We start from the raw sequence: 24,995 nt of genomic DNA, 5'->3' as shown, positions 1-24,995 counted from the left end.
CCTTCAGGAAGCCAATGCCGGCAGGCCGGTCTCGCCCAGGACCTGCCTGAGGGTGATGAGGGCGCGGCGTATCTGTGATTTGACGGTGCCCAGCGGCAGACTCGTCTGCTGCGCAATCTCCTCATGGCTGAGGCCGCGGAAGAAGGCCAGCGACACCAGCTGGCGTGGCTGCGCACCCAGCTGCAGCAGGGCGCGGTGCAGATCCGCATGGTGGCGCGCCAGCTCCAGCAGCTCGTCGCTGCCGGCATGGCCGTCGGCGGCCTCGCTGGCATGCTCGTCCAGGCTGGCATGCTGGAAGCGCGCCTCGCGGCGCAGCGCGTCGATGGCGCGCGAACGCGCGATGGCCAGCAGCCAGCTGATCGCGCAACCGCGCGTCGGGTCGAAGCGCGGTGCCTGGCGCCAGACCTGGAAGTAGCTGTCCTCCACCACCTCCTCGGCCAGCGCCTCGCGGCGCACGATGCGGTGCACCAGGCTGTAGAGGCGGGCGAAGGTGGCGTCGTAGAGGGCCGCCAGGGCCCGCTCGTCACGCGCCACCACGGCATCGATCCAGGCCGCCAACTGGGCGTCGCTGACGCGCGGCAGCGCCGCGCTGGCCGCTGGGCAGGTGGGTGCGGCATCCGGCGCACCGTCCAGCTCGTCTTGCAACTCCAGCGGCGGCTCGGGCCAGCCTGGCTCGCCGGGGTCTGGAAGCTGCTGATGTTGGGCAGTGTTCATGCTTGTCCTAACGCAGCGCTTGAGTTGCCTCGGGAACCGCACCGCGCAGAAAAATCGTTGCGCCGGTGACGGTGCTGATGGTCGCATGCAGGGCACCCTGGTGGGCCAGATGGTAGCCGCCCGGGCCCAGTTCGAGCTGCGAGCCTACCCTGAGCCAGCCCTCCAGCACCAGGCATTCCTCGTCGAGCGGATGGCGGTGCGGCGGCAGGCTGGCGCCGGGCGCCAGGCGCAGCAGGTAGGAGAGCACGCCGCCCTGTTCGCGCAGCGGCTTGATGCTCACGCCATCGCCGAAGGCTTGCCAGCCGGGTGCGTCGGCGGCAATGGTGAGATGGCTGGTGTCGGCGTCGGCAACGCGCTCCATCAGCTTGCGCCTGATCGTGCGCGCCTGGGCGGGGGTGGGGCTGTCCATGCCATGCTCTACGCGGCCGGCGCACGCCTGGATGTATGACCCCAAGAGATGCAGGGCCGGGCCTGCATCCGCGGCCGCGCCGGCTTCGTAATAAAGAGGCTATGTCACGATCGCCCAGCCACCATTTCGACCTCGTCAGCCATTGGCGCCTGGCCGCGCCGCGCGAGCGGGTCTGGACGGCGCTCAGCCAGCCCGAGGGCTGGCCGCGCTGGTGGCCCTATGTGCGCGAGGTGCAGACCCTGCGCCCCGGCGATGGCCAGGGCCTGGGCAGCCTGCGCCGCTTCCGCTGGGCCACGCGCCTGCCCTACGAGATCCTGATCGAGGTCGAGGCGGTGGAGATCCTGAAGCATGAGCGCATCCGCGGCCGCTCGCGTGGCCAGCTGCAGGGCGAGGGTATCTGGCTCTTGCGCGAGGACGAGGCGGGCGGCCACACCGATGTCACCTATGTCTGGCGGGTGCAGCTGGTCAAGCCCTGGATGCGCTGGCTGGCGCCGCTGCTGGCACCGTTGTTCCGCTGGAACCACGACGCGGTGATGCGCGCCGGCGCACGCGGCCTGAGCGAATTCCTGGCGGCCGGCCGCTGATGACCGCATCCGTTCGCTCGGCCGCCGCGTAGACCGGGCTCCACCAACATTCCCCTGGAGAGCACCATGAGCAACAAGCCTGTCGAGATCGTGCAAGCCGCCTATGCCGCGTTCGGGCGCGGCGACATCCCGGGCGTACTGGACTGCCTGAGCGACGACGTCGAATGGACCCACGACGGCAGCACCGGCGAAGCCTATATGCGCACGGCGCGCGGCAAGGACGATGTGATGAGCTGGTTCGCCCAGGTGCTGGCCGTGGACGGCATCCAGGCCTTCGAGCCGCGCCAGTTCCTGGCCGGGCCCGACCATGTCACCGTGCTCGGCTGGGAGCGCACCCGGGCCCTGCCCAATGGCGGCGTGTTCGAAAGCAACTGGGTGCATGTCTGGCAGCTGCGCGACGGCAAGCTGGCACGCTTCTACGGCATGTTCGACAGCGCGGCGGCGGCCAAGGCGCGCGCCTCAGTGCATGCCTGAGGCGATGCACTCCGCCTGCATGAAGGCCGCCAGCGCCTGGAAGTGCGGCCGCTCGGCCAGGGTCGGCGCGGCCAGCAGCCAGTAGGCGCCCTCGGCCGCGATGCTGAGCGCGAAGGGCCGCAGCAGGCGGCCCGCGCGCAGCTCGTCCTCGATCAGGGCCAGGCGGCCCAACGCCAGGCCGCGGCCGGCCATCGCGGCCATCAACAGGGCGTTGCTGTCGTCGATCAGCTGGCCCTGGTGCACCGGCATGTCCGCCAGTCCGGCGGCGCGCATCCAGCGTGCCCAATCGGCATGGCTGTCTTCGTGCAGCAGCGGGTAGTGGCGCAGCGCGGCCGGGCTGTCCAGCGGCTGGGTCTGGCGCGGCAGGGCGGGCGAGCAAACCGGTGTGAGCGCGGTGCCGAACAGGCGTTGCGCCCACAGGCCCGCGGGCCGCGGCGGTGGCTCCAGCGCCCATACCACCGCGGCCTCGGCCGTGCCGCGGCTGAGCGCGTCGCCCTGGGTGCTGTGGTGCAGGTGCAGCTCGATCTCGGGGTGCGCGTCCCAGAAGCGCGGCAGGCGCGGCATCAGCCAGCGGCTCGAAAAACTGGGTGTCACCGCCAGCTGCAGGCTCTGCTGCGCCTGGCGCTCGCTCTGCTTGAGCTGGCCCAGCAGCTCGTCGATGCGATCGAAGCTGTTCGAGAGCACGCCCACCAGACGCTCGCCGGCGGCGGTGAGCCGCACCTGGCGCGGCCGGCGCTCGAACAGCGGTTGGCCCAGCGCCTGTTCCAGCGCGCGCACCTGGTGGCTCACCGCCGCCTGGGTCACATGCAGCTCGGCGGCAGCCTGGGTGAAGGAGAGCAGGCGGGCGGCCGCCTCGAAACAGCGCAAGGCGTTCAGGTGGTGCAGATGGCGTCGCATGAGGCGCGATGCTAAGCCCTGCATGGATTAGTTCAACTCATGCATGCGGCAAATATTTCTCGTTTGTGCAATTCGGCTCCTGCCATTGAAATAGCGTCATCGAAACGTTTCAAATGACGTGCAGGGCTCATGAACAAAACCAAGGTTTACCCCTACATCCCGAACTCGGTGCCCGCGGTCAAGGCGGCCATGCTGGCGGCCACCGGTGCGGCCTCGGTGGAGGAGTTCTATGCCGACATCCCGGCCGCGCTGCGCCTGCCGCGCCCGCTCAATCTGCCGGCGCCCATGCTGTCGGAGGCGCGCCTGAAGCGCCATGTGCAGGGCCTGCTGGCCAGGAATACCCATTGCGGCGAGGTGCTGAGTTTTCTGGGCGGCGGCTGCTACCAGCACCATGTGCCGGCGCTGTGCGACGAGATCAACGGCCGCAGCGAATTCCTTACCGCCTATGCCGGCGAGCCCTATGACGACCATGGCCGCTTCCAGGCGCTGTGGGAGTACGGCTCGATGATGGGCGAGCTGCTCAATCTCGATGTGGTGAGCGTGCCCACCTACGACGGCTTCCAGGCCGCCGCCACCGCCTGCTGCATGGCCGCCAGGCATACCGGACGCCGCCAGGTGCTGGTGGCCGCCAATGTGAACCCCGACAAGCGCTCGCATATGCAGACCTATGGGCGCAGCGAGATCGAGTTCATCGAGGTGGGCTTCGACGCCGCCAGCGGCCTGGTGGACCGCGCCGATCTGCAGGCCAGGCTGGGCCCGCAGGTGGCGGCCTTCTATGTGGACGTACCCAATTACTTCGGCGGCATCGACGAGGGCGCGGCGATGGCGAAACTGGCGCAGGACGCCGGCGCGCTGCTAATCGTCGGCGTGGACCCGAGCTCGCTGGGCGTGCTGACGCCACCGGGCGACTACGGCGCCGCCATCGTCTGCGGCGACATCCAGCCGCTGGGCATGCACATGAGCTATGGCGGCGGCCATGGCGGCTTCATCGCCAGCCGTGACGACGAGGCGCTGGTGCTGCAATACCCCTCGCGCCTGTTTGGCATCGCGCCGACCTCGGTGCCCGGGCAGTACGGCTTTGGCGATGTGGCCTACCACCGCACTTCGTTTGACCAGCGCGAGAACGGCAACGAGTTCGTCGGCACCGCCGCCGCGCTCTGGGGCATCACCGCCGGCGTGTATCTGGCCAGCATGGGGCCGCAGGGCATGGTGGAGCTGGGCGAGGGCATATTGCGCCGCGTGGCCTATGCGCGCCAGCAGCTGGCCGCGTTGCCGGGCCTGCGCCTGGGGCACCCCGACACCGCGCATTTCAAGGAGTTCGTGCTGGACTTCAATGCCAGCGGCCTGACGGTGGCGCAGCTCAACACCGCGCTGCGCGAGCGTTATGACATCTTCGGCGGCCACGACCTATCCCAAGCCTTCCCCAGCCTGGGCCAGAGCGCCCTCTATGCCTTCACCGAGCTGCACAGCCAGGCCGATATCGACCGCCTGGTGAGCGCGCTGCGCGAGCTGCTGACCCAATGAGTGCCTCCATGGAAAACATCTCCGCCCACCGCTTCACCGACGGCAAGCCCAATCTGCGCCGCTACCAGCAGGCGCGCTGGGACGAGCCGCTGATCTTCGAGCTCAGCCAGCCCGGCGAGCGCGCCATCCTGGTGCCCGAGCTGGAGCCTGGCATGGCGGCCGCCACGTCGGATGCGCTGGACCAGCTGCCGGCCGGCATGCGCCGCGCCCAGGCGCCGGCCCTGCCCGAACTGAGTCAGAACCGCGTGCTGCGCCACTATCTGCGGCTGTCGCAGGAGAACCTGGGTGCGGACCTGAACGTGGACGTGGGGCAGGGCACCTGCACCATGAAGTACAACCCCAAGATCAACGAGCAGCTGGCGCGTGATGCGCGCATGAGCGAGTTGCACCCGCTGCAGCACGAGTCCACCGTGCAGGGGATTTTGCAGGTGATGCACGCGATGGAGCAGGTGATCTGCGAGGTCTCGGGCATGGACGCGGTGAGCCTGCAGCCGCGCTCGGGCTCGCAGGCCATCTACGCCAATATCGCGATGATGCGGGCCTGGTTCGAGTCGCGCGGTGAAGCCGAGCAGCGCGACGAGATCATCACCACGATCTTCTCCCACCCCTCGGACGCCGCCTGCGCCAAGGTGCTGGGCTACAACGTCATCACGCTCTACCCGGATGCCGACGGCTACCCGGACCTGGCCGCGATGCAGGCGGCCGTGGGCCCGCGCACCGCCGCGCTCATCATCACCAACCCCGAGGACACCGGCATCTTCAACCCCAGGATCGCCGAGTTCGTGGCCGCCGCCCATGCGGTGGGCGCGCTGGCCTGCTATGACCAGGCCAATGCCAACGGCCTGCTGGGCATCACCCGGGCGCGCGAGGCCGGTTTTGATCTCTGCCACTTCAATCTGCACAAGACCTTTGCCACGCCACATGCCTGCGGCGGGCCGGCAGTCGGTGCCTGCGCGGTGACGGCCGCACTGGCGCCCTTTCTGCCGCGGCCCCGCGTCGTGAAAGAGGACGGCGAGCGCTACCGCATCGACCAGGGCGAGGCGCAATCCATCGGCAAGGTGGCCGCCTTCATGGGCACGGCCCCCATCGTGCTGCGCGCCTATGCCTGGGTCATGAACCTCGGCGCCGATGGCCTGCGCGAGGTGGCCGAGGTGGCGGTGCTGAACAACAACTACATGATGAGCCAGCTGCTCGACAAGATCGAGGGCCTGGCCGCGCCTTATGCCGCCGGCAGGCGCCGCATCGAGCAGGTGCGCTACAGCTGGGCCGAGCTGTGCGCGGCCACCGGCGTGAGCTCGGGCGACATCGGCCTGCGCGCCGCCGATTACGGCACCCATTACTGGACCAGCCACCACCCCTATGTGGTGCCCGAGCCCGCCACCATCGAGCCCACCGAGGCCTATTCCCGCGCCGACCTGGACGAGTTTGTGCAGATCATGGCGCAAGTGGCGCACGAGGCCCGCACGCAGCCGGAGTTGGTGCGCAGCGCGCCGCATCACTGCCCCAGCAAGCGGGTGAAGGACGAGTACCTGGAAGACCCCAAGCGCTGGGCCATCACCTGGCGCGCCTGGCGGCGCAAGCTTTCCGAACACGGCAGCGCCGTCTGACCCCAGCATGCGTGTCGGCCTCATCATCAACCCCATCGCCGGTGCCGGCGGGCCCTTGGCCCAGCATGGCAGCGACGCCTACCGGCCGGGGGCCGAGCCGCCCGCCTGGGCGGCGCAGCGGGCCGAGGAAGCGCTGCGCCTGCTGCTGCTGGCGAGCTGCCAGCCCGATTGGGTGTGCGGCGCCGGCGCGATGGGCGAGGACCTGCTGCGTGCCCTGGGCCAGGCACCCGAGCTGCTGGGCGAACGCCGCTGGCCCAGCAGCGCGCAGCAGACCCGCGAGATCGCCGCGCAGATGCTGGCGCAAGACCTGACCCTGCTGCTCTTTGCCGGCGGCGATGGCACCGCGCGCGATGTGCACGATGCGGTGGGCGAGGCGCTGCCGGTGCTGGGCATTCCGGCCGGCGTGAAGCTGCAATCGGCCTGCTTCGGCGTCAGCCCGCGGGCCGCCGGTGCCTTGGCGGCGTCCTATCTGATGCGCCACGCCCGCGTCAGCGAAGCCCGCGAGGTGCTGGACCTGGACGAACGGGCGCTGGCCCAGGGCCGGGTGCAGGCCCAGCTCTACGGGCTGCTGCGCGTGCCGGTCGACGCCCGCCTGCTGCAAGGACGCAAGGCCCGCAGCGAGGCCGGCGATGCGCTGGACGCCCAACGCCTGGCCGAGAGCCTCAAGCCGCAGCTGCAGCAGGGCCTGCATTTCATCGGCCCCGGCTCCACCACCTGGGCCCTCAAGCAGGCCCTGGGGCTGGACGGCAGCCTGATCGGTGTTGATGTGGTGGCGGACGGCGCGTTGTGGCTGCGCGATGCCACCGAGGCGCAGCTGTGGGAGCTGGCGCAGCAGCAGCGTCAGCCCAGGCTCTGGCTCACCGCAATCGGCGGCCAGGGCCATGTGCTGGGGCGCGGCAATGCGCCGCTCAGCCCGCGCGTGCTGCAGGCCCTGGGCCGCGCGGCGCTGACGCTGCTGATCACGCCGCGCAAGCTGCAGGCCCTGGGCGGCGTGCCGCTGCGCGTGGATTGCGGCGCGGCCGCGGTGGATGCGCTGTATGCCGGCCCGGTGCGCGCCATGACCGGGCCCAGGGAACAAGCGATGCTGCGACTCGTCGCGGCCTGATGGATGAAGAAAGAGGGAAAGAAGGAGACATGATGATGAACGACAGACATGGCGAACTCGCCGGCAAGGTGGCCCTGATCACCGGCGCCGGTTCCGGCATCGGCCGCGCCACCGCCCAGCTCTTTGCCCGCGAGGGCGCGAAGGTGGTGGTCTGCGATATGAACCGCGCCGGCGGCGAGGCCACGGTGGCGGCCATCCGCGCCGCAGGCGGACAGGCGCAATTCGTCGAGGCGAACGTGGCCCTGGCCGCCGACTGCGAGCGCACGGTGCGCGAGACCTTGGCCGCCTACGGCCGCCTGGATGTGCTCTTCAACAACGCCGGCATCACGCGCCGCGCCAATGTGCTCAGCACCAGCGAGGCGGATTGGGACGCGGTGATGGCGGTCAACGTCAAATCCATCTTTCTGATGAGCAAGCACGCGGTGCCGGTGATGGCGAGCCAAGGCGGCGGCAGCATCATCAACGCCGGCTCGGGCTGGGGTCTGGTGGGCGGCAAGGACGCCGTGGCCTATTGCGCCGCCAAGGGTGCGGTGGTGAATATGACGCGGGCCATGGCGGTGGACCATGGGCCACAGAAGATCCGCGTCAACAGCGTCTGCCCGGGTGATACCGACACCGCGATGCTGCGCAACGAGGCGGCCCAGCTCGGCCTGGCCGAAACCGCCCTGGTGGAGGCCGGCAATGCCCGCCCCTTGATGCGCGTGGGCCAGGCCGAGGAAATCGCCCAGGTGGTGTTGTTCCTGGCCAGCGAGCGAGCGTCCTTCGTGACCGGCTCTGCCTATGTGGTGGACGGCGGAGGGCTCGCAGGCTCAGCCTGACCTTCAGCACAAGGGTTTCCCATCTGAGATGGCTCACATGCGGTCAATATATTTCAACAAATCAAAACGTTTCAAAACAACATCATGCTGAACTGGGGAATCATCGGCGCCGGCAATATCTCGGGCGCATTTGCCAAGGGTCTGCAACAGACCGACAGCGGCGGCCTGGTGGCGGTGGCCAGCCGTGAGGAGGCCAAGGCGCGTGCCTTTGCCGATGCGCATGCCGCCGCAGGCACGGCCGTGATCGCCCACGCCGGCTATGAAGCGCTGCTCGCCAACCCGACCGTGGACGCGGTCTATATCGGCCTGCCGCACACCGAGCACCTGCACTGGACGGTGCGCGCCCTGCGCGCCGGCAAGCATGTGCTGTGCGAGAAGCCGCTGGGCATCAACCACGCCGAGGCCATGATCGCCTACGACGAGGCCGAGCGCGCCGGCCGCGTGCTGATGGAAGCCTTTATGTACCGCTGCCTGCCGCAGACCGCCAAGCTCCTGGAGCTGCTCAAGAGCGGGGTGATCGGCGAGCTGCGCCATATCCAGGCCTCCTTCTGCTACGCCTCCACCCCGCGTGCCGGCTCGCGTACCTGGGAGCCGGCGCTGGCCGGGGGCGGCATCCTGGACGTGGGCTGCTACCCGATGTCGATGGCGCGCCTGCTGGCCGGCGTGGCGCGCGGCCAGGACTTTGCGGAACCGGTGGAACTGCAGGCCATGGGCCGCCTGCACGAGAGCTTCGGCGTCGATGCCTGGGCGCTGGCGACGCTGCGCTTCCCCGGCGACATCACGGCGCAGCTCAGCACGGCGGTGAGCTTCGAGCAGGAGGAATCGCTGCGCCTGGGTGGCGCCAAGGGCGCGCTGGTGGTGCCCAATCCCTGGTACGGCGCTGGCGCCCAGGCGGGCGAGAGCCGCATCGAGCTGTGGGTGGACGAGGCGCTGGCACAGACCTGGACCATCGCCACCGACCGCGGGCTCTACGCCTACGAGGCCGACACCTTTGCCCAGGCCGTCAAGGCCGGCGCGGTGCCGCACCCCGCCATGAGCCCGGCGGACTCCATGGGCAATCTCGCGGCCCTGGACCGCTGGCGTCAGGCCATCGGCCTGCGCTATCCGCGCGAGCTCGCTCCCGCGCTGGCCGGGCGCAAGACCCTGGCCGGGCTGCCGATCGCGCGCCGCCCCGGCGCCAATATGCGCTACGGCCAGGTGCCAGGTCTTGGTAAACCCGTCTCGCGCCTGATCATGGGCGTGGACCACCAGGAAACGCTGCCCTATGCCGCGGCCCTGTTCGACGACTACCTGGAGCGCGGCGGCAATGCCTTCGACACCGCCTGGGTCTACGACTTCGAGGGCGGTCACTGCGAGTCCATCTTTGGCGACTGGCTGAAGGCACGACAAGGCATCCGGGACGACATCGTGCTGATCGCCAAGGGCGCCCACACGCCCAACTGCACGCCCGAGGGCATGCGGCGCGAGCTGGCCGAGAGCCTGGAGCGGCTGCAGACCGACAGCGCCGACTTGTACATCCTGCACCGCGACAACCCCGAGGTGCCGGTGGGCGAGTTCATCGACGCGCTCAACGAGCAGCGCGCCAAGGGCCGGTTCCAGGCCTTCGGCGGCAGCAACTGGTCGCTGGCCCGTGTGGCCGAGGCCAATGCCTATGCGGCCAAGACCGGCCAGCAAGGCTTCTCGCTGGTGAACAACCAGCTCAGCCTGGCGCGCATGCAGGCGCCGATCTGGCGTGGCTGCGTCTCGGCCGGCGACCCGGACTCGCGCCGCTGGCTGGCCGAGCAGGGCCTGGCGCTGTTCGCCTGGTCTTCGCAGGCGCGTGGCTTCTTTGTGGACGGCCGTGCCGCGCCCGGCAAGAAGGACGACGAGGAACTGCTGCGCTGCTGGTACAGCGAGGCCAACTTCCTGCGCCTGGCGCGGGCCCGCGAGCTGGCCGCCAAGAATGGCTGCCTGGCCATCAATATCGCGCTGGCCTGGGTGCTGGCGCAGGGCTTCAGCACCTTCAGCCTGATAGGCCCGCGCAGCATCGCCGAGACCGCCAGCTCGATGCGCGGCCTGGATGTCTCGCTCAGCGCCGAGGAACTGGCCTGGCTGGACCTGGCCGATCTGGGAGCGCCGCTGTGAGCGTGGATGCCACCCGCATCGGCATCATCGGTGCCGGCGACATCTTCCCGGCCTATGCCAAGGGCCTGGCCGCCTTCGGCAATGTGCGGCTGGTCGCGGTGGCCGATGCGCGCGCGGAAGCCGCCGACGCGCGTGCCGCCGAGTTCGGCATCGTGGCGATGACGCCAGCGCAGCTCTTGGCCAGCGATGCCGATATCGTCATCAACCTGACCCCGCCCGCCGCGCATCTGGCGGTGGGGCAGCAGGTGCTTGAAGCCGGCAAGCATCTCTATACCGAGAAGCCGCTGGCGGCCAGCTATGCCGAGGGTCAGGCCTTGATGGATGCGGCGGCGCGCAGCGGGTGCCGCATCGCCTGCGCGCCCGACACCTTTCTGGGCGGCGCCGGCCAGGCCGCGCGCGCGCTGGTGGACAGCGGGCGGCTCGGCCGCATCGTCGCCGGCCAGGCCTGCATGATGGAGCGTGGCCCCGACGACTGGCATCCCAACCCCGAGTTCTTCTACCGCCCCGGTGCCGGCCCGCTGATGGACATGGGCGTGTACTACCTGACCCAGCTGGTGCAGCTGCTGGGCCCGGTGCGGCGCGTCAGCGGCATGGCGCACACCAGCTGGCTGCAGCGCAAGGTGCCGCGCGGTCCGCGCCTGGGGCAGACCATCGCGGTGCAGACCCCCACCCATGTGGTGACGGGTCTGGAGTTCGAGGCCGGCACCTTTGTCACGCTCAGCACCAGCTTCGATGTCTGGAAGCACAAGAGCAGCCATATCGAGCTGTATGGCGAGCAGGGCTCGGTGGTGCTGCCCGATCCCAACCAGTTCGGCGGTACCTTGAGCGTTTGCGAATGCGATGGCGACTGGCAAGACCTGGCCCCGCGTGCCTTCACCGGCCGCCTGCGCGGCCTGGGCGTGGCTGAGATGGCCTGGGCCCTGCGCGCCGGCCAGCCGCATCGCACCAACGGCGAACTGGCCCTGCATGTGCTGGAGATCATGGACGCCATCTTGCGCGCGGCCGAGCAGGGCAGCGCGGTGCTGCTGGCTACGCGCTGCGAGCGGCCGGCGCCGCTGCCGCTGGGCTTTGCCCAGCAGATCGGCTGCGAGGTGAGCGCATGAACAAGATTGCCCTACAGCTCTACACCGTGCGCAGCGCCGGCGATCTGACCCAGCGCCTGGCTTTGGCGCGCGACGCCGGCTACGCCTGGGTGGAGACCGAGGCCCTGCACGGCCTCGATGCCGAGGCCTTCATCAACACGCTGCGTGCTTCCGGCCTGGGCCTGGCCTCCATGCATGTGGAAATGAGCGACCTGGCGTTTTCGCGCCTGCCCGAGATCCTGCAGGCGCTGAAGGCTCTGGACTGCCAGCAGCTCGTGATGCCCTGGCTGGACGAAACCGAACGCCCCGCCGATGCGGCCGGCTGGCGCGCCCTGGGCGCGCAGCTGCAGCAGTACGCGCAAGACCTGGCCCCGCAGGGCATCAGCCTGGCCTATCACAACCATGCCTTTGAGTTTGATCGGCTCGACCAGCGGCAGACCGTGCTGGAGACGCTGTTCGATGTCGCCCCCGCGCTGCGCTGGCAGCCCGATGTGGCCTGGGTGGCGCGTGCCGGCGAGGACCCCGCCGTATGGCTGGCGCGCTACGCCGCGCGCCTGCAGTCGGTGCATGTCAAAGACCTGGCGCCGGAAGGCCAGGGCGAGCCCGCCGAGCAGGGCTGGGCCACGCTGGGCGAGGGCCGCCTGCCCTGGGCGCAGTGGCTGCCGGGGCTGGCTGCGCGGCTGCAAACCTTCATCGTTGAACACGACCACCCCAGCCAGCCGGCGCGCACCGCGCGCGTGGGCCTGCGCTATCTGAGCGAGCGCTTGAACTGATATGGCCCAGCTGAGCATCCAAGCCCTGTGTAAACGCTACGGCACGGTGGAGGTCCTGAAGGACATCCATCTGGAGATCGCCGACCGCGAGTTCGTCTGCTTCCTCGGCCCCTCGGGCTGCGGCAAGTCCACGCTCTTGCGCTGCATCGCCGGGCTGGAGGCGGTGCAGGGCGGCGAGCTGCGCCTGGACGGGCGCCGCATCAACGAGCTGCCGCCCGCCGAGCGCGACCTGGCCATGGTGTTCCAGAGTTATGCGCTCTATCCGCATATGTCGGTGCGCAAGAACCTGGCCTTCGGCCTGAGCCTGCGCGGCCGCCCCAAGGGCGAGATCGAGGCGCGCATTCTTGAGGCCGCGCGCATGCTGCAGCTGGAAGACTTGCTGGAGCGCAAGCCGCGCCAGCTCAGCGGCGGCCAGCGCCAGCGCGTGGCGATCGGCCGCGCCATCGTGCGCCAGCCGCGCATTTTCCTGTTCGACGAGCCGCTCTCCAATCTGGACGCCGCGCTGCGCGAGAACACCCGCATGGAGCTGGCACGCCTGCACCAGAAGCTGCAGGCGACCATGATTTACGTGACCCACGACCAGGTGGAGGCCATGACGCTTGCGACCAAGGTGGTGGTGCTGAACCAGGGCCGCATCGCCCAGGTGGGGCGGCCGCTGGAGCTCTACCACGCGCCCGCCGATCTGTTCGTGGCCGGCTTCATCGGCTCGCCGCGCATGAACCTGCTGCCGGCCGAGGCGCTGCAAGGCGCTGCCGCGCGTGCGGGTGCGACGACGCTGGGCATACGCCCCGAGCATCTGCGCCTGGGCGACGCCGGGGCCTTGCGCGCCGAGGTGTTGATGGTGGAGCGCCTGGGCGCGCAAAGCCTGGTGCATCTGCGCCTGGGCAATGGTCACGCGCTGACGGCCAGCGTGGACGGGGCACGCGTGGTGCACCAGGGCGACCACGTGGGCGTGGCGGTGCCGGCCGAGCACCTGCATGCCTTCGGGGCCGATGGCCGCGCCTTGCCGCGTGTACTCAGCGAGGCGGTGCAAGACGCATTGGCCGTGGCATGAAGAAGCGCTTTTTGGTCTTGCTTGCTGCGCTGTGGCCCCTGTGGGCCAGCGCCCAGCTGCTGCGCTTTGCGACCTGGGACGGCAGCGAGAACCTTGGCATCCAGCGCCGCATTGCCGCGGCCTTCGAGCAGCGCCATCCCGGCGTGCGCGTGCAGGTGGAGGCTTATGGCGCGGGCTTCAATCAAAAGCTCTCGGCCGCCTTCGGTGCGCGCAACCCGCCCGACGTGATGATGATGTGGAACTTCCCGCTCTATCACCGCGTGCTGGAGCCGCTGGACGCCTATCAGGCGCGCGAGCGCGCCTTCGATGCCGCCGACCTGGTGCCCGGCCTGCTGCGTTTTGCCAGCGTCGAGGGCAGCCTATACGGTGTGCCGGCCGGCTTCACCAGCCAGGTCATCTACTACAACAAGGACATGTTCGACCGCGCCGGCCTGGCCTACCCACGCGCCGATTGGCGCTGGGAGGACCTGCGTGCGCTCGCGCAAAAACTCAGCCGCCCCGCCGCCAAGGTCTATGGCTATGGCCTGGACGTGGCACCCGATCCCTACGATTTCCAGAGCTATCTCTGGAGCGCGGGCACGCGCATGCTGGCGGCCGACGGGCACAAGGTGCAGGGCGAGCTCGATTCCGCGGCCTCGCAGGCCATGTTCGGCATGCTGCTGGGCCTGCTGGACCAGGGCCTGGCCGCCACCCTGGGCGTGGGCGATGGCAAGAACCAGCGCCAGCTCTTCGTGGCCGACCGCGTGGCCATGCTGATGGACGGCGCCGCCTTCCGCTTGGAACTGGCGCAGGACGGCAAGCGCTACGGCGTGGCGCCGCTGCCCAGCTTCCAGGGCCGGCCGGCGCAGAGCGTGGTGAGCGTGTCCTCGCTGGCGATCGCGCGCGACTCCAAGCAGAAGGAGCTGGCCTGGCAGTTCATTCGCTTCTACAGCAGCGCCGAGGCGGTGCGCCTGCGCCAGGGCGACCTGCCGGTGCTGATGAGCGTCGCGCGCGAGTTCTCGCTGCAGGATGACCCGCAGGTCGCACCCTTCTACGCGATGGCCCTGAGCATGCAGGAACCCCCCGCATTCCTGCTCAACCCGCGCTGGACCCGCGCCTCTGGCGTGGTGCGCGACGCGATCCAGGAGGTGTTTTTGAAGAAGGGCGATGTGGCGGCCATCCTCAGCAAGGCGGCCCTCAAGGCAGAAAGGAAGCTGCAATGAGCGGGGATGTGAACCACCCCCTACACGCTTCGCGTGCCCCCTCAAGGGGGCGAGGCCCTAGGACCGGCGGAGCCGGATCCTGGGCCTCCGCTGGGGAAGCCTCGATGGCACGCCGCCTGCGCTGGCCCAGCGGCCTCACGCCCTATCTGCTGGTGGCACCCTGGGTGCTGGGCTTTGTGGCCTTCACGCTGGGCCCCTTGCTGTACTCGCTCTACACCAGCTTTTTCGACTGGCCGCTGATGGGCGGCGAGCGCTTCGTGGGCCTGGAGAACTACCGCCGCATCCTCGCGAGCGACGACGACTTCTGGGACGCGCTGGCCGTCACCGGCCGCTTCGCGCTGCTCTATGTGCCCATCCACCTGGCCGGCGCGCTGGGCCTGGCCTTGCTGCTGAACCGCCCCGCCTGGGGGCAGGGCCTGTTCCGCACCCTGTTCTACCTGCCCAGCATGCTCTCGGGCGTGGCCCTGGTGACGATCTGGACCTGGATCTACAGCCAGGAGTACGGCCTGCTGAACTACCTGCTGAGCCTGGCGGGCCTGGAGGCGGTGAACTGGCTGGGCAGCCCGCGCTGGGCCATGTGGTCGGTGGTGATCGCCAGCCTGTGGAGCCTGGGCGGCACCATGCTGGTGTTCCTGGCCGGGCTCAAGGGCATCCCGGTGGACCTGTTCGAGGCCGCGGCGCTGGCTGGCGTGTCGCGACTGAAGCAGTTCACCCACATCACCCTGCCGCTGCTCTCGCCGGTGCTGCTGTTCAACCTTGTCACCACGCTGATCGCGGCCTTCCAGCAGCTCACGCTGGCGTTGCTGCTCACCGAGGGTGGGCCGCTCAAGTCCACCTATATGCTGGCCATGTACATCTACGACACCGCCTTCAAGTATTTCGACATGGGCTATGCCTCGGCCCTCTCGTGGCTGCTGTTCCTGCTGATCCTGGCGCTGGCCATGAGCGTGATGCGCTTCTCCAGCCTCTGGGTGTTCTACGAGAACGAGGTCAAGCGCGATGGGGGGGCGTCATGACGAAGCCGTTCGACGCCGCAAGCCACGCGCGCCGCCTGGCCTGGTACACGCTGATGCTGGGCCTGGCCCTGGCCTTTGCGCTGCCGCTGTACTGGACGCTCGTCACCGCGCTGAAGGCCAAGAGCGAGCTCTACACCTGGCCGCCGGTGTGGTGGCCGGCGCTGCCGCGCTGGGCCAATTTCGCCGAGGCCTGGGCCACGCAGCCCTTTGGCCAGTTCCTGTGGAACTCGCTGCTGGTGGGGGGCTTGTCCACGCTGGGCCAGCTGTTCTCGTCGAGCCTGGTGGCCTATGGCTTTGCGCGCTTCGAGTTCCGCGGCCGCGACACGCTCTTCATGGTGATGCTGGGCTCGATGATGATCCCCTGGGACGTCACCATGATCCCGCTCTATATGCAGTTCAATTGGCTGGGCTGGATCAACACGCTCAAGCCCCTGATCGTGCCCAACTTCTTCGGCGCGGCCTTCTACATCTTCCTGCTGCGCCAGTTCATCATGAGCATCCCGCGCGAGCTCGACGAGGCGGCGCGCATGGACGGTGCCAATGCCTGGCAGATCTACTGGCGCATCCACCTGCCGCTGATGGCGCCGGCCCTGGTGCTGGTGGGCAGCTTCCAGTTCCTGGGCAGCTGGAACGACTACCTGGGCCCGCTGATCTTCCTCAACGACCAGAGCGTCTACACCCTGCCGCTGGGCCTGGCCCAGTTCCGCGGCCTGCATGCCAACAACCTCACCGCCATTGCCGCGATGACCGTGCTGCTATGCCTGCCGCCGCTCCTGCTGTTCTTCCTGGCCCAGCGCCACATCATGGAGGGCGCCAGCGCCGGCGCGGTGAAGGGATGATGAGTTCAGAGACCTTGTTGTTCGACCCGCAGCGCCTGCCCTTCTCGCGGCGCGAGAGCTGGCTGTGCCTGTCGTGGCTGGCGGAGGATGCGTCCTTCTGGCTGCGCCAGGTGCGCGGTGGCGACGAGCACACCGACCTGGGCCGGCTGTTCCGCCTGCAGCCGGTGGACGGCGAGGGCCGGCTGCTGCAGGGGGCATGGACGCTGCAGCCCGACCAGCTGAGTTTTGTCGCCGAGGACGGCGGCACGCTGCAGTTCGCCTGGGCCGACGCCGACACCTTGGCGCTGCAGGGGCAGGGCGTGGGCCTGCAGCTGACCCTGCAGAGCAAGCGCTACGACTATGCCCAGCGCCTGACCGAGCGCACCGTGCATGTGAGCTGCGCCGGCCAGGACCTCTCGGCCCGCGTGGCGCTGGCCGAGGGCCAGCTGCGGCTGGACGCGCCCTGGCAGGGCCAGCGCGCCGAGCACATTGCGCTGGAGCTGCGGCCGGATGCGGCCGGTGCCCTGGCGGCCTCGGTGCATCTGTACCGGGTGCTGCCGGCGCGCGAGGATGTGGCCGGCTTCGAATCGGCAAGGGCCGCCAGCGACGCCGACTTCCAGGCCTGGCTGGCCCAGACCCTGCCCCTGCCGCAAGACCTGGCCCCCTTGCGCCGGCTGGCGGCCTACATCACCTGGTCTTGCCTGGTGCCGGCAGAAGGCATGCTGCATTACCCGGCCATGTATATGTCCAAGAACTGGATGACCAATATCTGGAGCTGGGACCATTGCTTCAACGCGCTGGCGCTGGGCGCCGGCCAGCCCGAGCGCGCCTGGCAGCAGCTGGCCGTCTTGTTTGAGCTGCAGCACGAAAAAAGCGGCCGCCTGCCCGACTTTGCCAACGATCTGCAGGCCTATTGGCGCTTCACCAAGCCGCCGGTGCATGGCTGGACGGTGGCGCAGCTGCGCCGCCAGGCCAACTGGTCGCCGGCGCGCTGCGCGCAGATGCACGACTGGCTGGCCGCCCAGGCGCGTAGCTGGCTGGCCACCGCAGCCGAGGGAGGCCTGCCCGCCTACGACCATGGCAACGACGCCGGCTGGGACAACGCCACCACCTTCCTGCAAGGCACGCCCTTGCAAAGCCCCGATCTCAGCAGCTTCCTGGTGCTGCAGCTGGAAGAGCTGGCGGCGCTGGCCGAGCTGCTGGGGCGCGCGGCGCAGGCGCTGGACTGGCGCCGCCAGGCCGACGCCTTGTTCGAGCGGCTGATGGCCCAGCTCTGGACCGGCGAGCGCTTTGTGGCGCGGCTGGCGGACGGCCGCGTAGTCAACGACGATGGCGACAGCCTGATCCTCTACACCCCGCTGCTGCTGGGCCAGCGCCTGCCGATGGCGCTGCGCGAGCGGCTGCTGGCCGAGCTGTTCGAGCCGGGCCGTTTCCTGAGCCCGCATGGCCTGGCCACCGAATCGCAGCGCAGCCCGCATTACCGCGCCGACGGCTACTGGCGCGGCCCGATCTGGGCGCCCACCACGCTGCTGTTTGTCGACGCCATGGACCGCTGCGGCCGCCCCGATCTGGGCGACGATCTGGCACGGCGCTACACCGCGATGTGCGCGTCCTCCGGCCTGGCGGAAAACTTTGATGCCCAGAGCGGCGCGCCGCTGCGCGACCCGGCGTTTACCTGGACCTCCAGCGTGGCCCTGTTGCTGGGCCACCGTCTCTATTCGAAGAAAGTCGCCCCATGAGCGAAGCTCCAAGCAAGGTCACCCTCAAGACCCTGGTGCGCCACACCGGCCTCTCGCTGGGCACGGTCTCGCGAGCGCTGCAGGACGGCCCCGAGGTCAGGCTCGAGACGCGCGAGCTGGTCAAGGCCGCCGCGCGTGAGCTGGGCTACACGCCCAATCTGGCGGGCGTGAAGCTGCGCACCGGCAAGACCTACACCCTGTCCATCGTGCTGCCGGTGGAAGATCGCAGCGAGCAGGACTTCACCGACAGCGGCTTCATGGCCCTGGTCTCGGGCCTGCATGCGGCCCTGGCCGGCACTTTCTACAGCCTGGTGGTGCAGCCCGAGCTGCCCGACGAGGACCCGGTGGCGGGCCTGCGCAAGCTGGTGGAAACGCGCCGCGTCGACGGCCTGGTGCTGACGCAGACCAAACCGCAGGACGAGCGCATCCGCTACCTGCTGGAGCAGGACTTTCCCTTCGTCAGCTATGGCCGCAGCGCGCTGGCCACGCCGCATCCCTGGTACGACACCGACCACGAGGACATGGCCTACCAGGCCACGCGCCGCCTGATTGCGCGCGGCCATCGCCACATCGCGATGCTGAATCCGCCGGCCGAGCTGATGTACAGCCAGCACCGCGACGCCGGTCACCGCCGCGCGCTGCGCGAGGCGGGCATCGCGCATGACCCGGCGCTCACCCAATGCTCGGGCCTGTCGGCCGCCGATGGCCGCCGCCTGGTGCTGGAACTGGCCGGGCGCCGGCCACGCCCTACTGCTTTTGTGTGTGCCAATGAATATGGCGCCCTCGGCGCCCTCTCGGCCTTTGCCGAGCTGGGCTGGCAGGCCGGGCGCGAGGCCAGCGTGGTGGCCACCGACGACAGCAATGTCAGCGCCTATTTCGTGCCGCCGCTCTCCACCTATTACGCCTCGCTGCATGGGGCGGGCCGCCAGCTTGGGCAGCTCCTGCTGCGCCGGCTGGAGGGCGAGCCGGTGGAGCAACTCCGTGTGCTTGATCGCGCCGAGCTGATCGAGCGCCAGTCCGACCGCCTGGGAGCCACGCCATGAAGACCCTTCAAGGCCCCGGACTCTTCCTCGCCCAGTACGCCGGCGACCAGCCACCCTTTGACAGCCTGGACCACCTGGCCGCCTGGGCCGCCGGTCTGGGTTTCAAGGCCCTGCAGATCCCGAGCTGGGATGCGCGCCTCTTCGACCTCGCGCTTGCTTCGGAGAGCCAGGGCTATTGCGACGAGCTGCGCGGCCGCCTGGCCGAGCATGGCTTGCAGCTGAGCGAGCTGTCCACGCATTTGCAAGGCCAGCTGCTGGCGGTGCACCCGGCCTACGCGTGCCAGTTCGACGGCTTTGCCGCGCCGGCCGTGCGCGGCGATGCGGCGCAGCGCAGCGTCTGGGCGGCCGAGCAGCTGATGCTGGCCGCGCGCGCCTCGCAGCGCCTGGGCCTTAACGCCCATGCCACCTTCTCCGGCGCGCTGGCCTGGCCTTATCTCTACCCCTGGCCGCAGCGGCCCGCCGGCCTCATCGAGGAGGCCTTTGCCGAGCTGGCGCGGCGCTGGCGGCCGGTGCTGGATGCCTTCGATGCGGCAGGCGTCGATGTCTGCTACGAGCTGCACCCGGGCGAGGACCTGTTCGACGGCCTGAGCTTCGAGCGCTTTCTCGACGCGGTGGACCAGCATCCGCGCGCCCACATCCTCTACGACCCCAGCCATTTCCTGCTGCAGCAGCTCGACTACCTGGCCTTCATCGACATCTACCACCCGCGCATCCGCGCTTTTCATGTGAAGGACGCCGAGTTCCGCCCGAACGGCCGGCAGGGCGTCTATGGCGGCTACGCGCCCTGGCCGAAGCGCGCCGGGCGGTTTCGCTCGCTGGGCGACGGGCAGATCGACTTCAAGGCCATCTTTTCCAAGCTGGCGCAATACGACTACCCGGGCTGGGCGGTGCTGGAATGGGAATGCTGCCTCAAGCATCCCGAAGACGGCGCCCGTGAAGGCGCGGATTTCATCCGGCGCCACATCATCCGCGTGGCGGACCGCGCCTTCGATGACTTTGCCGATGCGCGCATGCCGCGTGCCGAGCTGCGCCAGTTGCTGGGTCTGGGAGACGCGGCATGACACAGGTATTGAAACTCGGCATGGTCGGCGGCGGGCAGGGCGCTTTCATCGGCGGCGTGCACCGCATGGCCGCGCGCCTGGATGGGCAATGGGAGCTGGTGGCCGGGGCCTTGTCCAGCGACCCCGCGCGCGCCCAGGCAAGTGCGACCGAACTGGGCCTGGCACGCAGCTATGCCAGCTGGCAGGAGATGGCGCGGCGCGAGGCGGACCGGCCCGACGGTGTTGACGCCGTCGCCATCGTCACGCCCAACCATCTGCATGCCCCGGTGGCCACGGCCTTTCTGGAGGCCGGCATAGCCGTGATCTGCGACAAGCCGCTCGCCACCTCGCTGGCCGATGCGCGCGCCTTGCAGGCCCTGGCGCGGCGCCGCGATCTCCTGCTGTGCCTGACCCACTGCTACAGCGGCTATCCGATGCTGCGGCAGGCGCGCGCCCTGGTGGAGGCGGGCGAGCTGGGCGTGCTGCGCCTGATCCAGGTGGAGTACGCGCAGGACTGGCTGGCCCTGCCGATCGAGCGCGATGGCCAGAAGCAGGCGGCCTGGCGCTGCGACCCGGCCCTGGCCGGCCCGGCCGGTGCGCTGGGCGACATCGGCACCCACGCCTACCAGCTGGCCTCGTTTGTGAGCGGCCTGCGGGCCGATGCCGTGTGCGCCGAGCTCGGCAGCCTGCTGCCGGGCCGGCAGCTGGACGACCATGTGCAGGCCATGCTGCGTTTTCCGGGCGGCGTGCGCGGCATGCTCTGGGCCAGCCAGGTGGCCACCGGCTGCGAGAACGCACTGCGCCTGCGCATCTACGGTAGCCGCGCCAGCCTGGAGTTCGCGCAGGAGCAGCCCAACGAGCTGATCCTGACCCCCTTGGGCGGGGCCAGTCAGCGCCTCACGCGCGGGCGCGCCGGCGCTGCCGCCCAGGCACTGGCCGCCACGCGCATACCGGCCGGCCATCCTGAGGGTTATCTGGAAGCCTTCGCCCAGCTCTACCGCGAGGCTGCCGAGCATATACGCGCACGCCGCGAGGGCCGCGCGCCGGCCGAGAGCAGCCGCTGGCTCACCACGGCGGACGACGGCGTAGCCGGCCTGGCCTTTGTGGAGGCAGTGCTGGCCAGCCATGCCGCCGGCAGCGCCTGGACGCCATTGCAGCAGGAACAGGGAGGAGACACCCCATGATCGAGATCGGAAGCCGTGAGACCGGGGGCGCACGCCTGCTCGCCGATGTGGGCGGCACCCATGTGCGCCTGGGCTGGCAGGGCGGGGATGGCGCGGCCATCGAGCATGTGCAGACCCTGGCCTGCGATGCCCACCGCGACCTGGGCGAGGCCTTGCAAAGCTATCTGCGGACGCTGGACAAGGCCGGCGCGGCCCGGCCCACGCAGGCGGCGCTGGGTGTGGCTTCAGCGGTGCTGGACGACCAGATCCGCCTCACCAACCGCGACTGGGCCTTCTCCGCCCAGGCCCTGCACCGGCAGCTGGAGCTGCAGCGCCTGGTGGTGCTGAACGACTTCACCGCGCTGGCGCTGGCCATTCCCGCCCTGCCCGAGCCGGACTTCTGGCATGTGGGCGGACCGGCCATCGCTGCGCCGGGGCCGCTGGCCGTGATCGGGCCGGGCACTGGGCTGGGGGTGTCAGGTCTTGTCCCCCAGGGAGACCGGCAGTGGATCGCGCTGCAGACCGAGGGCGGCCATGTCGGCCTGGCGCCGCAGAACGAGCGCGAGGCGGCCCTGCTGGGCCGGCTGCGCCAGCGCTTCGGCCGCGTCTCGGCCGAGCGGGTGCTCTCGGGGCCGGGTCTTGCCAATCTGCGCCAGGCCATCGCCGAGTTGGACGGCCAGCGCCTGCAGGCCGAGCCCAGTGCCGCTGAGGTGGTGCGCCAGGCGCTCGCCGGCGAGCCCGGCAGCGCTGAGGCGCTGGCGCTGTTCTGCGCCTTTTTGGGCGATGTGGCGGGCGACCTGGTGCTCTCGCTGGGCGCGCGCGGCGGTGTCTATATCGGCGGCGGCATCGTGCCGCGCCTGGGGGCCGAGCGCTTCATGCGCTCGGGCTTCCGCACCCGTTTCGAGGCCAAGGGGCGCCTGGCCGGCTATATGCACGCGGTGCCCTCCTATGTGATTGCGAGCCAGGAGCCGCCGGCCCTGCTCGGAGCGAGTCGAGCGCTATGAGAAGCCGAAGCCCGCCGCCATAACCCGACAACGGCGCGCCCGGGGCTGGGCGCGACCGTCCCCATCGAAGCATGCATGCGAGGCCGATTCTTTCGGCCCTGCAGGGGCTTCGCTTTGCCCGCCATCTGATCGCTACAACAACGGAGACAAGAGCATGACGAAGAAGAGCAACGTGCGGCCGCAACGCGGCCAGGAATTGAATCGTTTCAAGCTGCGTGCCACCTGCCTGGCCGGGGCGCTGCTGCAGCTGACGATGCTGTCGGCGATGGCGCAAGGCGAGCCGGCCGCGGACAAGAAGAGCAAGGAGGAGACCGCCAACCAGCTCGACCGCGTGGTGGTGACCGGCAGCACCGGCATACGCACGGTGCGCGAATCCTCGGTGGCGGTGACGGTGGCCGACCGCGAGGCCCTGGACCGCAAGGCGCCGCATTCCACCGCCGAGGCGATGGAGCTGATTCCCGGCATGTATGTGGAGGCCTCGGGCGGCGAGATGTCCAACAACTACTCGGTGCGCGGCATGTCGGGCGGCAACCAGCGCTGGGTGCAGCTGCAGGAGGACGGCCTGCCGGTGTTCTACTACCCGAGCTGGACGGCCGATGGCCTGCTGCACCAGGAACTGGGGCTGGACCGCATGGAGGCGGTGCGCGGCGGCACCTCGGCGATCCTGACCACCAACGGCGCCGGCGCCACCATCAACTTCCTGACCTACCGCAACAAGGGCGCGCCCGAGGGCGCGGCGCGCCTCACCCTGTCGGACTACAACCAGCGCCGCGTCGACCTGCGCTATGCCGGCGGCCTGGGCAATGGCTGGTTCGGTGGCGTGTCGGGCTTCTACCGCCGCGACGATGGCGTGCGCAATCCCGAGTTCACCGCCAACTACGGCGGCACGGTGCGCGCCCATGTCGGCAAGCAGATCGACGGCGGCGAGTGGAGCGTCAACCTGAAGGCGGTGAACGACCACAACACCTTCTACCTGCCTATCCCGGTGGTGGGCAAGGACAAGCCGCGCAGCCTGCCCGGCCTGGACGCCAACTACGGCACCATGATAGGCCTGGACAGCGGCGTGCAGACGGTGCGTACCTCGCTGGTGCCCGGCAGCTTCAGCCAGGTGCTGGACTCGCGCGATGGCTACCACGTCAAGGCCACGGCCGTCGGCTACAACTTTGAGAAGAATCTTTTGCCCGACTGGAAGTTCTCCTCCAAGGGCCGTTACACCGATGCCGACGTCACCGCCAGCGTGGTGTTCTCGTCCAGCAACCGCAGCCTGCGTCCGGCCACCGACCGCCTGGATCCGAGCAAATTCGACTACGTGGCCGAAATGCTGGACCGCTTTGGCCCGGCCTGCGGTGGCGCCTGCACGCCAGCGATACGCATCGTCTCGACCGGCGAGATCCTGTCCACGCCGGCGCAGCTGAATGCGCTGAACGGCAACGGCCTGCTCTCGGACAATGTGCTGCAGGCCGACAAGCAGCTCAACCGTGAGGTGGTGAACGATATGCGGCTGAGCTGGAACACGCCGAACAACAGCCTGGCCCTGGGCCTCTTGGCCTTCCATGTGAAGAGCGAGGGCGGCAGCCCGGCCACGGCGCGCTTCGTCAGCGATGTGCGCAACCATGCGCGCCGCGTCGACCTGGTGGCGCTGGACCCCGCCGGCAAGGTGGTGGGTTCCTATACCGAGAACGGCGTGCGCGAGTACTCGACCTGGGGCGACGGTCTCAGCAACTCGCGCACCCGTTCGCTCTCCTACTACCTGAACGACGAGTTCAAGCTCAGCTCCAGCCTGCGCCTGGATGCCGGCCTGCGCTTCGAGAACTTCCGCTACCGCGCGCAGCAGGCGGGCTATGACGAGTTCACGCCCATTCCCGGCGCCTTCAAGCCCGGCTGCGACCGCGCCGCGCTGGGCGACGCGGCCTGCGATGTGGACAACATCATTGCCAACAACTACTTCGCCTATCCGACCAACGGCCAGTTCACGCCGATCCGCAACAACTGGAACGAACCCTCGTGGACGGTGGGCGGCAACTACCTGCTGAACCAGAACATCGCGCTCTACGGTCGCTTTGCCAAGAGCTACCAGTCCACCGGCGAGCTGCCGGTGACCAAGATCCAGTTCGCCGAGCTGGGCATGCGCATGCAGGGCAAGAACTATGCGGGCACGCTGACCTTCTACAAGGCCGACTTCAAGGGTGACCCCAACGGCGCCGAGGTCGACAACGCGCAGATCGAGATGCTGCAGGGTGTCAACGCCAAGGGCCTGGAGTTCGAGCTGAGCTGGCGCCCGATCAACTGGTTCGAGTTCAACGCCACCGGTGTGGTGCAGCGCTCCAAGTTCAGCGTCAACAATCTGCGCGTGCTGCGCGGCTCGGGCGCCGATCTCGATGCGCTGCTGAAGGAGGCCACCGGCTGGTCGGGCAACCGGCCCGAGCGCACGCCCAATGTGAACTACACCATCGCGCCCAGCGTCTACTTCAACGACAACAAGGGCGAGCTGAGCCTGGCCTGGCATTACATCGGCATGCGCTATGCGGATGTGTCCAACTCGGTGAAGCTGCCGGCCTACAAGACCATCAACCTCAGCCTGCGCTACGAGCTGACGCCGCAGCTCACCATCAATGCCGCGGTGCGCAACCTCACCAACACCATCGGGCTCACCGAGGGCAATCCGCGCTCGGGCTTTGTGCAGGCGCCCGCCGGCAGCGACTACTACTACGCCCGACCCATCCTGGGCCGCAATGCCCAGATCTCGGCCACCTACAGCTTCTGAGGCCAGCGGGGCGTGGCCGGCACGGTGCCGCAGGGGTATGC

General features: G+C 69.3%; 22 protein-coding genes. 19 read left to right on the top strand and 3 right to left on the bottom strand.

Annotated features, from left to right (window positions below):
• Nucleotides 1-3 precede the first annotated feature (3 nt).
• Nucleotides 4-714, bottom strand: coding sequence for a sigma-70 family RNA polymerase sigma factor (locus tag WG898_RS08925; protein ID WP_339602423.1), 711 nt, complete (start codon nt 712-714; stop codon nt 4-6).
• 7 nt (nt 715-721) lie between these two features.
• On the bottom strand, nt 722-1,123 hold the full coding sequence (locus WG898_RS08920) for a cupin domain-containing protein (RefSeq protein ID WP_339602422.1): 402 nt from the start codon (nt 1,121-1,123) through the stop codon (nt 722-724).
• 101 nt (nt 1,124-1,224) lie between these two features.
• Here WG898_RS08920 and WG898_RS08915 point away from each other — a divergent pair, with 101 nt between their 5' ends.
• The gene (locus tag WG898_RS08915) at nt 1,225-1,707 is read left to right on the top strand and encodes an SRPBCC family protein (protein WP_339602421.1); all 483 of its coding nucleotides are present in this window, start codon (nt 1,225-1,227) and stop codon (nt 1,705-1,707) included.
• A 66-nt stretch (nt 1,708-1,773) separates the two neighbouring features.
• Entirely contained in the window at nt 1,774-2,181 is a 408-nt protein-coding gene (locus WG898_RS08910; RefSeq protein WP_339602420.1) for a nuclear transport factor 2 family protein, read from the top strand.
• Here WG898_RS08910 and WG898_RS08905 read toward each other — a convergent pair.
• Nucleotides 2,167-3,078, bottom strand: a complete 912-nt coding sequence (locus WG898_RS08905) for a LysR substrate-binding domain-containing protein (RefSeq protein ID WP_339602419.1) — start codon at nt 3,076-3,078, stop codon at nt 2,167-2,169. The two genes, WG898_RS08910 and WG898_RS08905, sit on opposite strands and share 15 nt — an antisense overlap.
• 129 nt (nt 3,079-3,207) lie before the next feature.
• Here WG898_RS08905 and gcvPA point away from each other — a divergent pair, with 129 nt between their 5' ends.
• From gcvPA to WG898_RS08820, 17 genes are all read left to right on the top strand, one after another.
• Entirely contained in the window at nt 3,208-4,602 is a 1,395-nt protein-coding gene (gcvPA, locus tag WG898_RS08900) for an aminomethyl-transferring glycine dehydrogenase subunit GcvPA (protein WP_339602418.1), read from the top strand.
• A gap of 8 nt (nt 4,603-4,610) precedes the next feature.
• On the top strand, nt 4,611-6,209 hold the full coding sequence (gene gcvPB, locus WG898_RS08895) for an aminomethyl-transferring glycine dehydrogenase subunit GcvPB (protein WP_339602417.1): 1,599 nt from the start codon (nt 4,611-4,613) through the stop codon (nt 6,207-6,209).
• Nucleotides 6,210-6,216: 7 nt separating this feature from the next.
• On the top strand, nt 6,217-7,314 hold the full coding sequence (locus WG898_RS08890; RefSeq protein ID WP_339602416.1) for an ATP-NAD kinase family protein: 1,098 nt from the start codon (nt 6,217-6,219) through the stop codon (nt 7,312-7,314).
• Nucleotides 7,315-7,346: 32 nt separating this feature from the next.
• A complete protein-coding gene (locus WG898_RS08885) occupies nt 7,347-8,132 on the top strand; it encodes an SDR family NAD(P)-dependent oxidoreductase (RefSeq protein WP_339602415.1) in 786 nt (261 codons plus the stop codon).
• Nucleotides 8,133-8,216: 84 nt separating this feature from the next.
• Nucleotides 8,217-10,256, top strand: coding sequence for an aldo/keto reductase (locus WG898_RS08880; protein WP_339602414.1), 2,040 nt, complete (start codon nt 8,217-8,219; stop codon nt 10,254-10,256).
• On the top strand, nt 10,253-11,359 hold the full coding sequence (locus WG898_RS08875) for a Gfo/Idh/MocA family protein (protein WP_339602413.1): 1,107 nt from the start codon (nt 10,253-10,255) through the stop codon (nt 11,357-11,359). Before WG898_RS08880 ends, WG898_RS08875 begins: the two co-directional genes overlap by 4 nt.
• Complete coding sequence (locus WG898_RS08870; protein WP_339602412.1) at nt 11,356-12,111, top strand: sugar phosphate isomerase/epimerase family protein; 756 nt, start codon at nt 11,356-11,358, stop codon at nt 12,109-12,111. The genes WG898_RS08875 and WG898_RS08870 overlap by 4 nt, the downstream gene beginning before the upstream one ends.
• A 1-nt stretch (nt 12,112) precedes the next feature.
• On the top strand, nt 12,113-13,165 hold the full coding sequence (locus WG898_RS08865; RefSeq protein ID WP_339602411.1) for an ABC transporter ATP-binding protein: 1,053 nt from the start codon (nt 12,113-12,115) through the stop codon (nt 13,163-13,165).
• Entirely contained in the window at nt 13,162-14,367 is a 1,206-nt protein-coding gene (locus WG898_RS08860) for an ABC transporter substrate-binding protein (protein ID WP_339602410.1), read from the top strand. The genes WG898_RS08865 and WG898_RS08860 overlap by 4 nt, the downstream gene beginning before the upstream one ends.
• 104 nt (nt 14,368-14,471) lie before the next feature.
• Complete coding sequence (locus WG898_RS08855; RefSeq protein ID WP_339602409.1) at nt 14,472-15,383, top strand: carbohydrate ABC transporter permease; 912 nt, start codon at nt 14,472-14,474, stop codon at nt 15,381-15,383.
• Nucleotides 15,380-16,222 carry a carbohydrate ABC transporter permease gene (locus WG898_RS08850; RefSeq protein WP_339602408.1) on the top strand — a complete coding sequence of 281 codons (843 nt, stop codon included), beginning with the start codon at nt 15,380-15,382 and terminating at the stop codon, nt 16,220-16,222. Before WG898_RS08855 ends, WG898_RS08850 begins: the two co-directional genes overlap by 4 nt.
• Nucleotides 16,222-17,940 carry an amylo-alpha-1,6-glucosidase gene (locus WG898_RS08845; RefSeq protein WP_339602407.1) on the top strand — a complete coding sequence of 573 codons (1,719 nt, stop codon included), beginning with the start codon at nt 16,222-16,224 and terminating at the stop codon, nt 17,938-17,940. Before WG898_RS08850 ends, WG898_RS08845 begins: the two co-directional genes overlap by 1 nt.
• Nucleotides 17,937-18,983, top strand: a complete 1,047-nt coding sequence (locus tag WG898_RS08840; protein ID WP_339602406.1) for a LacI family transcriptional regulator — start codon at nt 17,937-17,939, stop codon at nt 18,981-18,983. Before WG898_RS08845 ends, WG898_RS08840 begins: the two co-directional genes overlap by 4 nt.
• A complete protein-coding gene (locus tag WG898_RS08835; protein ID WP_339602405.1) occupies nt 18,980-20,044 on the top strand; it encodes a sugar phosphate isomerase/epimerase family protein in 1,065 nt (354 codons plus the stop codon). The genes WG898_RS08840 and WG898_RS08835 overlap by 4 nt, the downstream gene beginning before the upstream one ends.
• Entirely contained in the window at nt 20,041-21,207 is a 1,167-nt protein-coding gene (locus tag WG898_RS08830; protein ID WP_339602404.1) for a Gfo/Idh/MocA family protein, read from the top strand. The genes WG898_RS08835 and WG898_RS08830 overlap by 4 nt, the downstream gene beginning before the upstream one ends.
• Nucleotides 21,204-22,190: a glucokinase gene (gene glk / locus WG898_RS08825; RefSeq protein ID WP_339602403.1), complete on the top strand. Its 987-nt coding sequence runs from the start codon at nt 21,204-21,206 to the stop codon at nt 22,188-22,190. Before WG898_RS08830 ends, glk begins: the two co-directional genes overlap by 4 nt.
• A 154-nt stretch (nt 22,191-22,344) precedes the next feature.
• Complete coding sequence (locus tag WG898_RS08820; RefSeq protein WP_339602402.1) at nt 22,345-24,954, top strand: TonB-dependent receptor domain-containing protein; 2,610 nt, start codon at nt 22,345-22,347, stop codon at nt 24,952-24,954.
• Nucleotides 24,955-24,995 lie beyond the last annotated feature (41 nt).

This window comes from Paucibacter soli (assembly GCF_037482845.1).
Classification (GTDB): Bacteria; Pseudomonadota; Gammaproteobacteria; order Burkholderiales; family Burkholderiaceae_C; genus Paucibacter_B; species Paucibacter_B soli.
The sequence above is the reverse complement of the archived record's forward strand: the minus strand, read 5'-3'. Positions and strand labels throughout refer to the sequence as shown.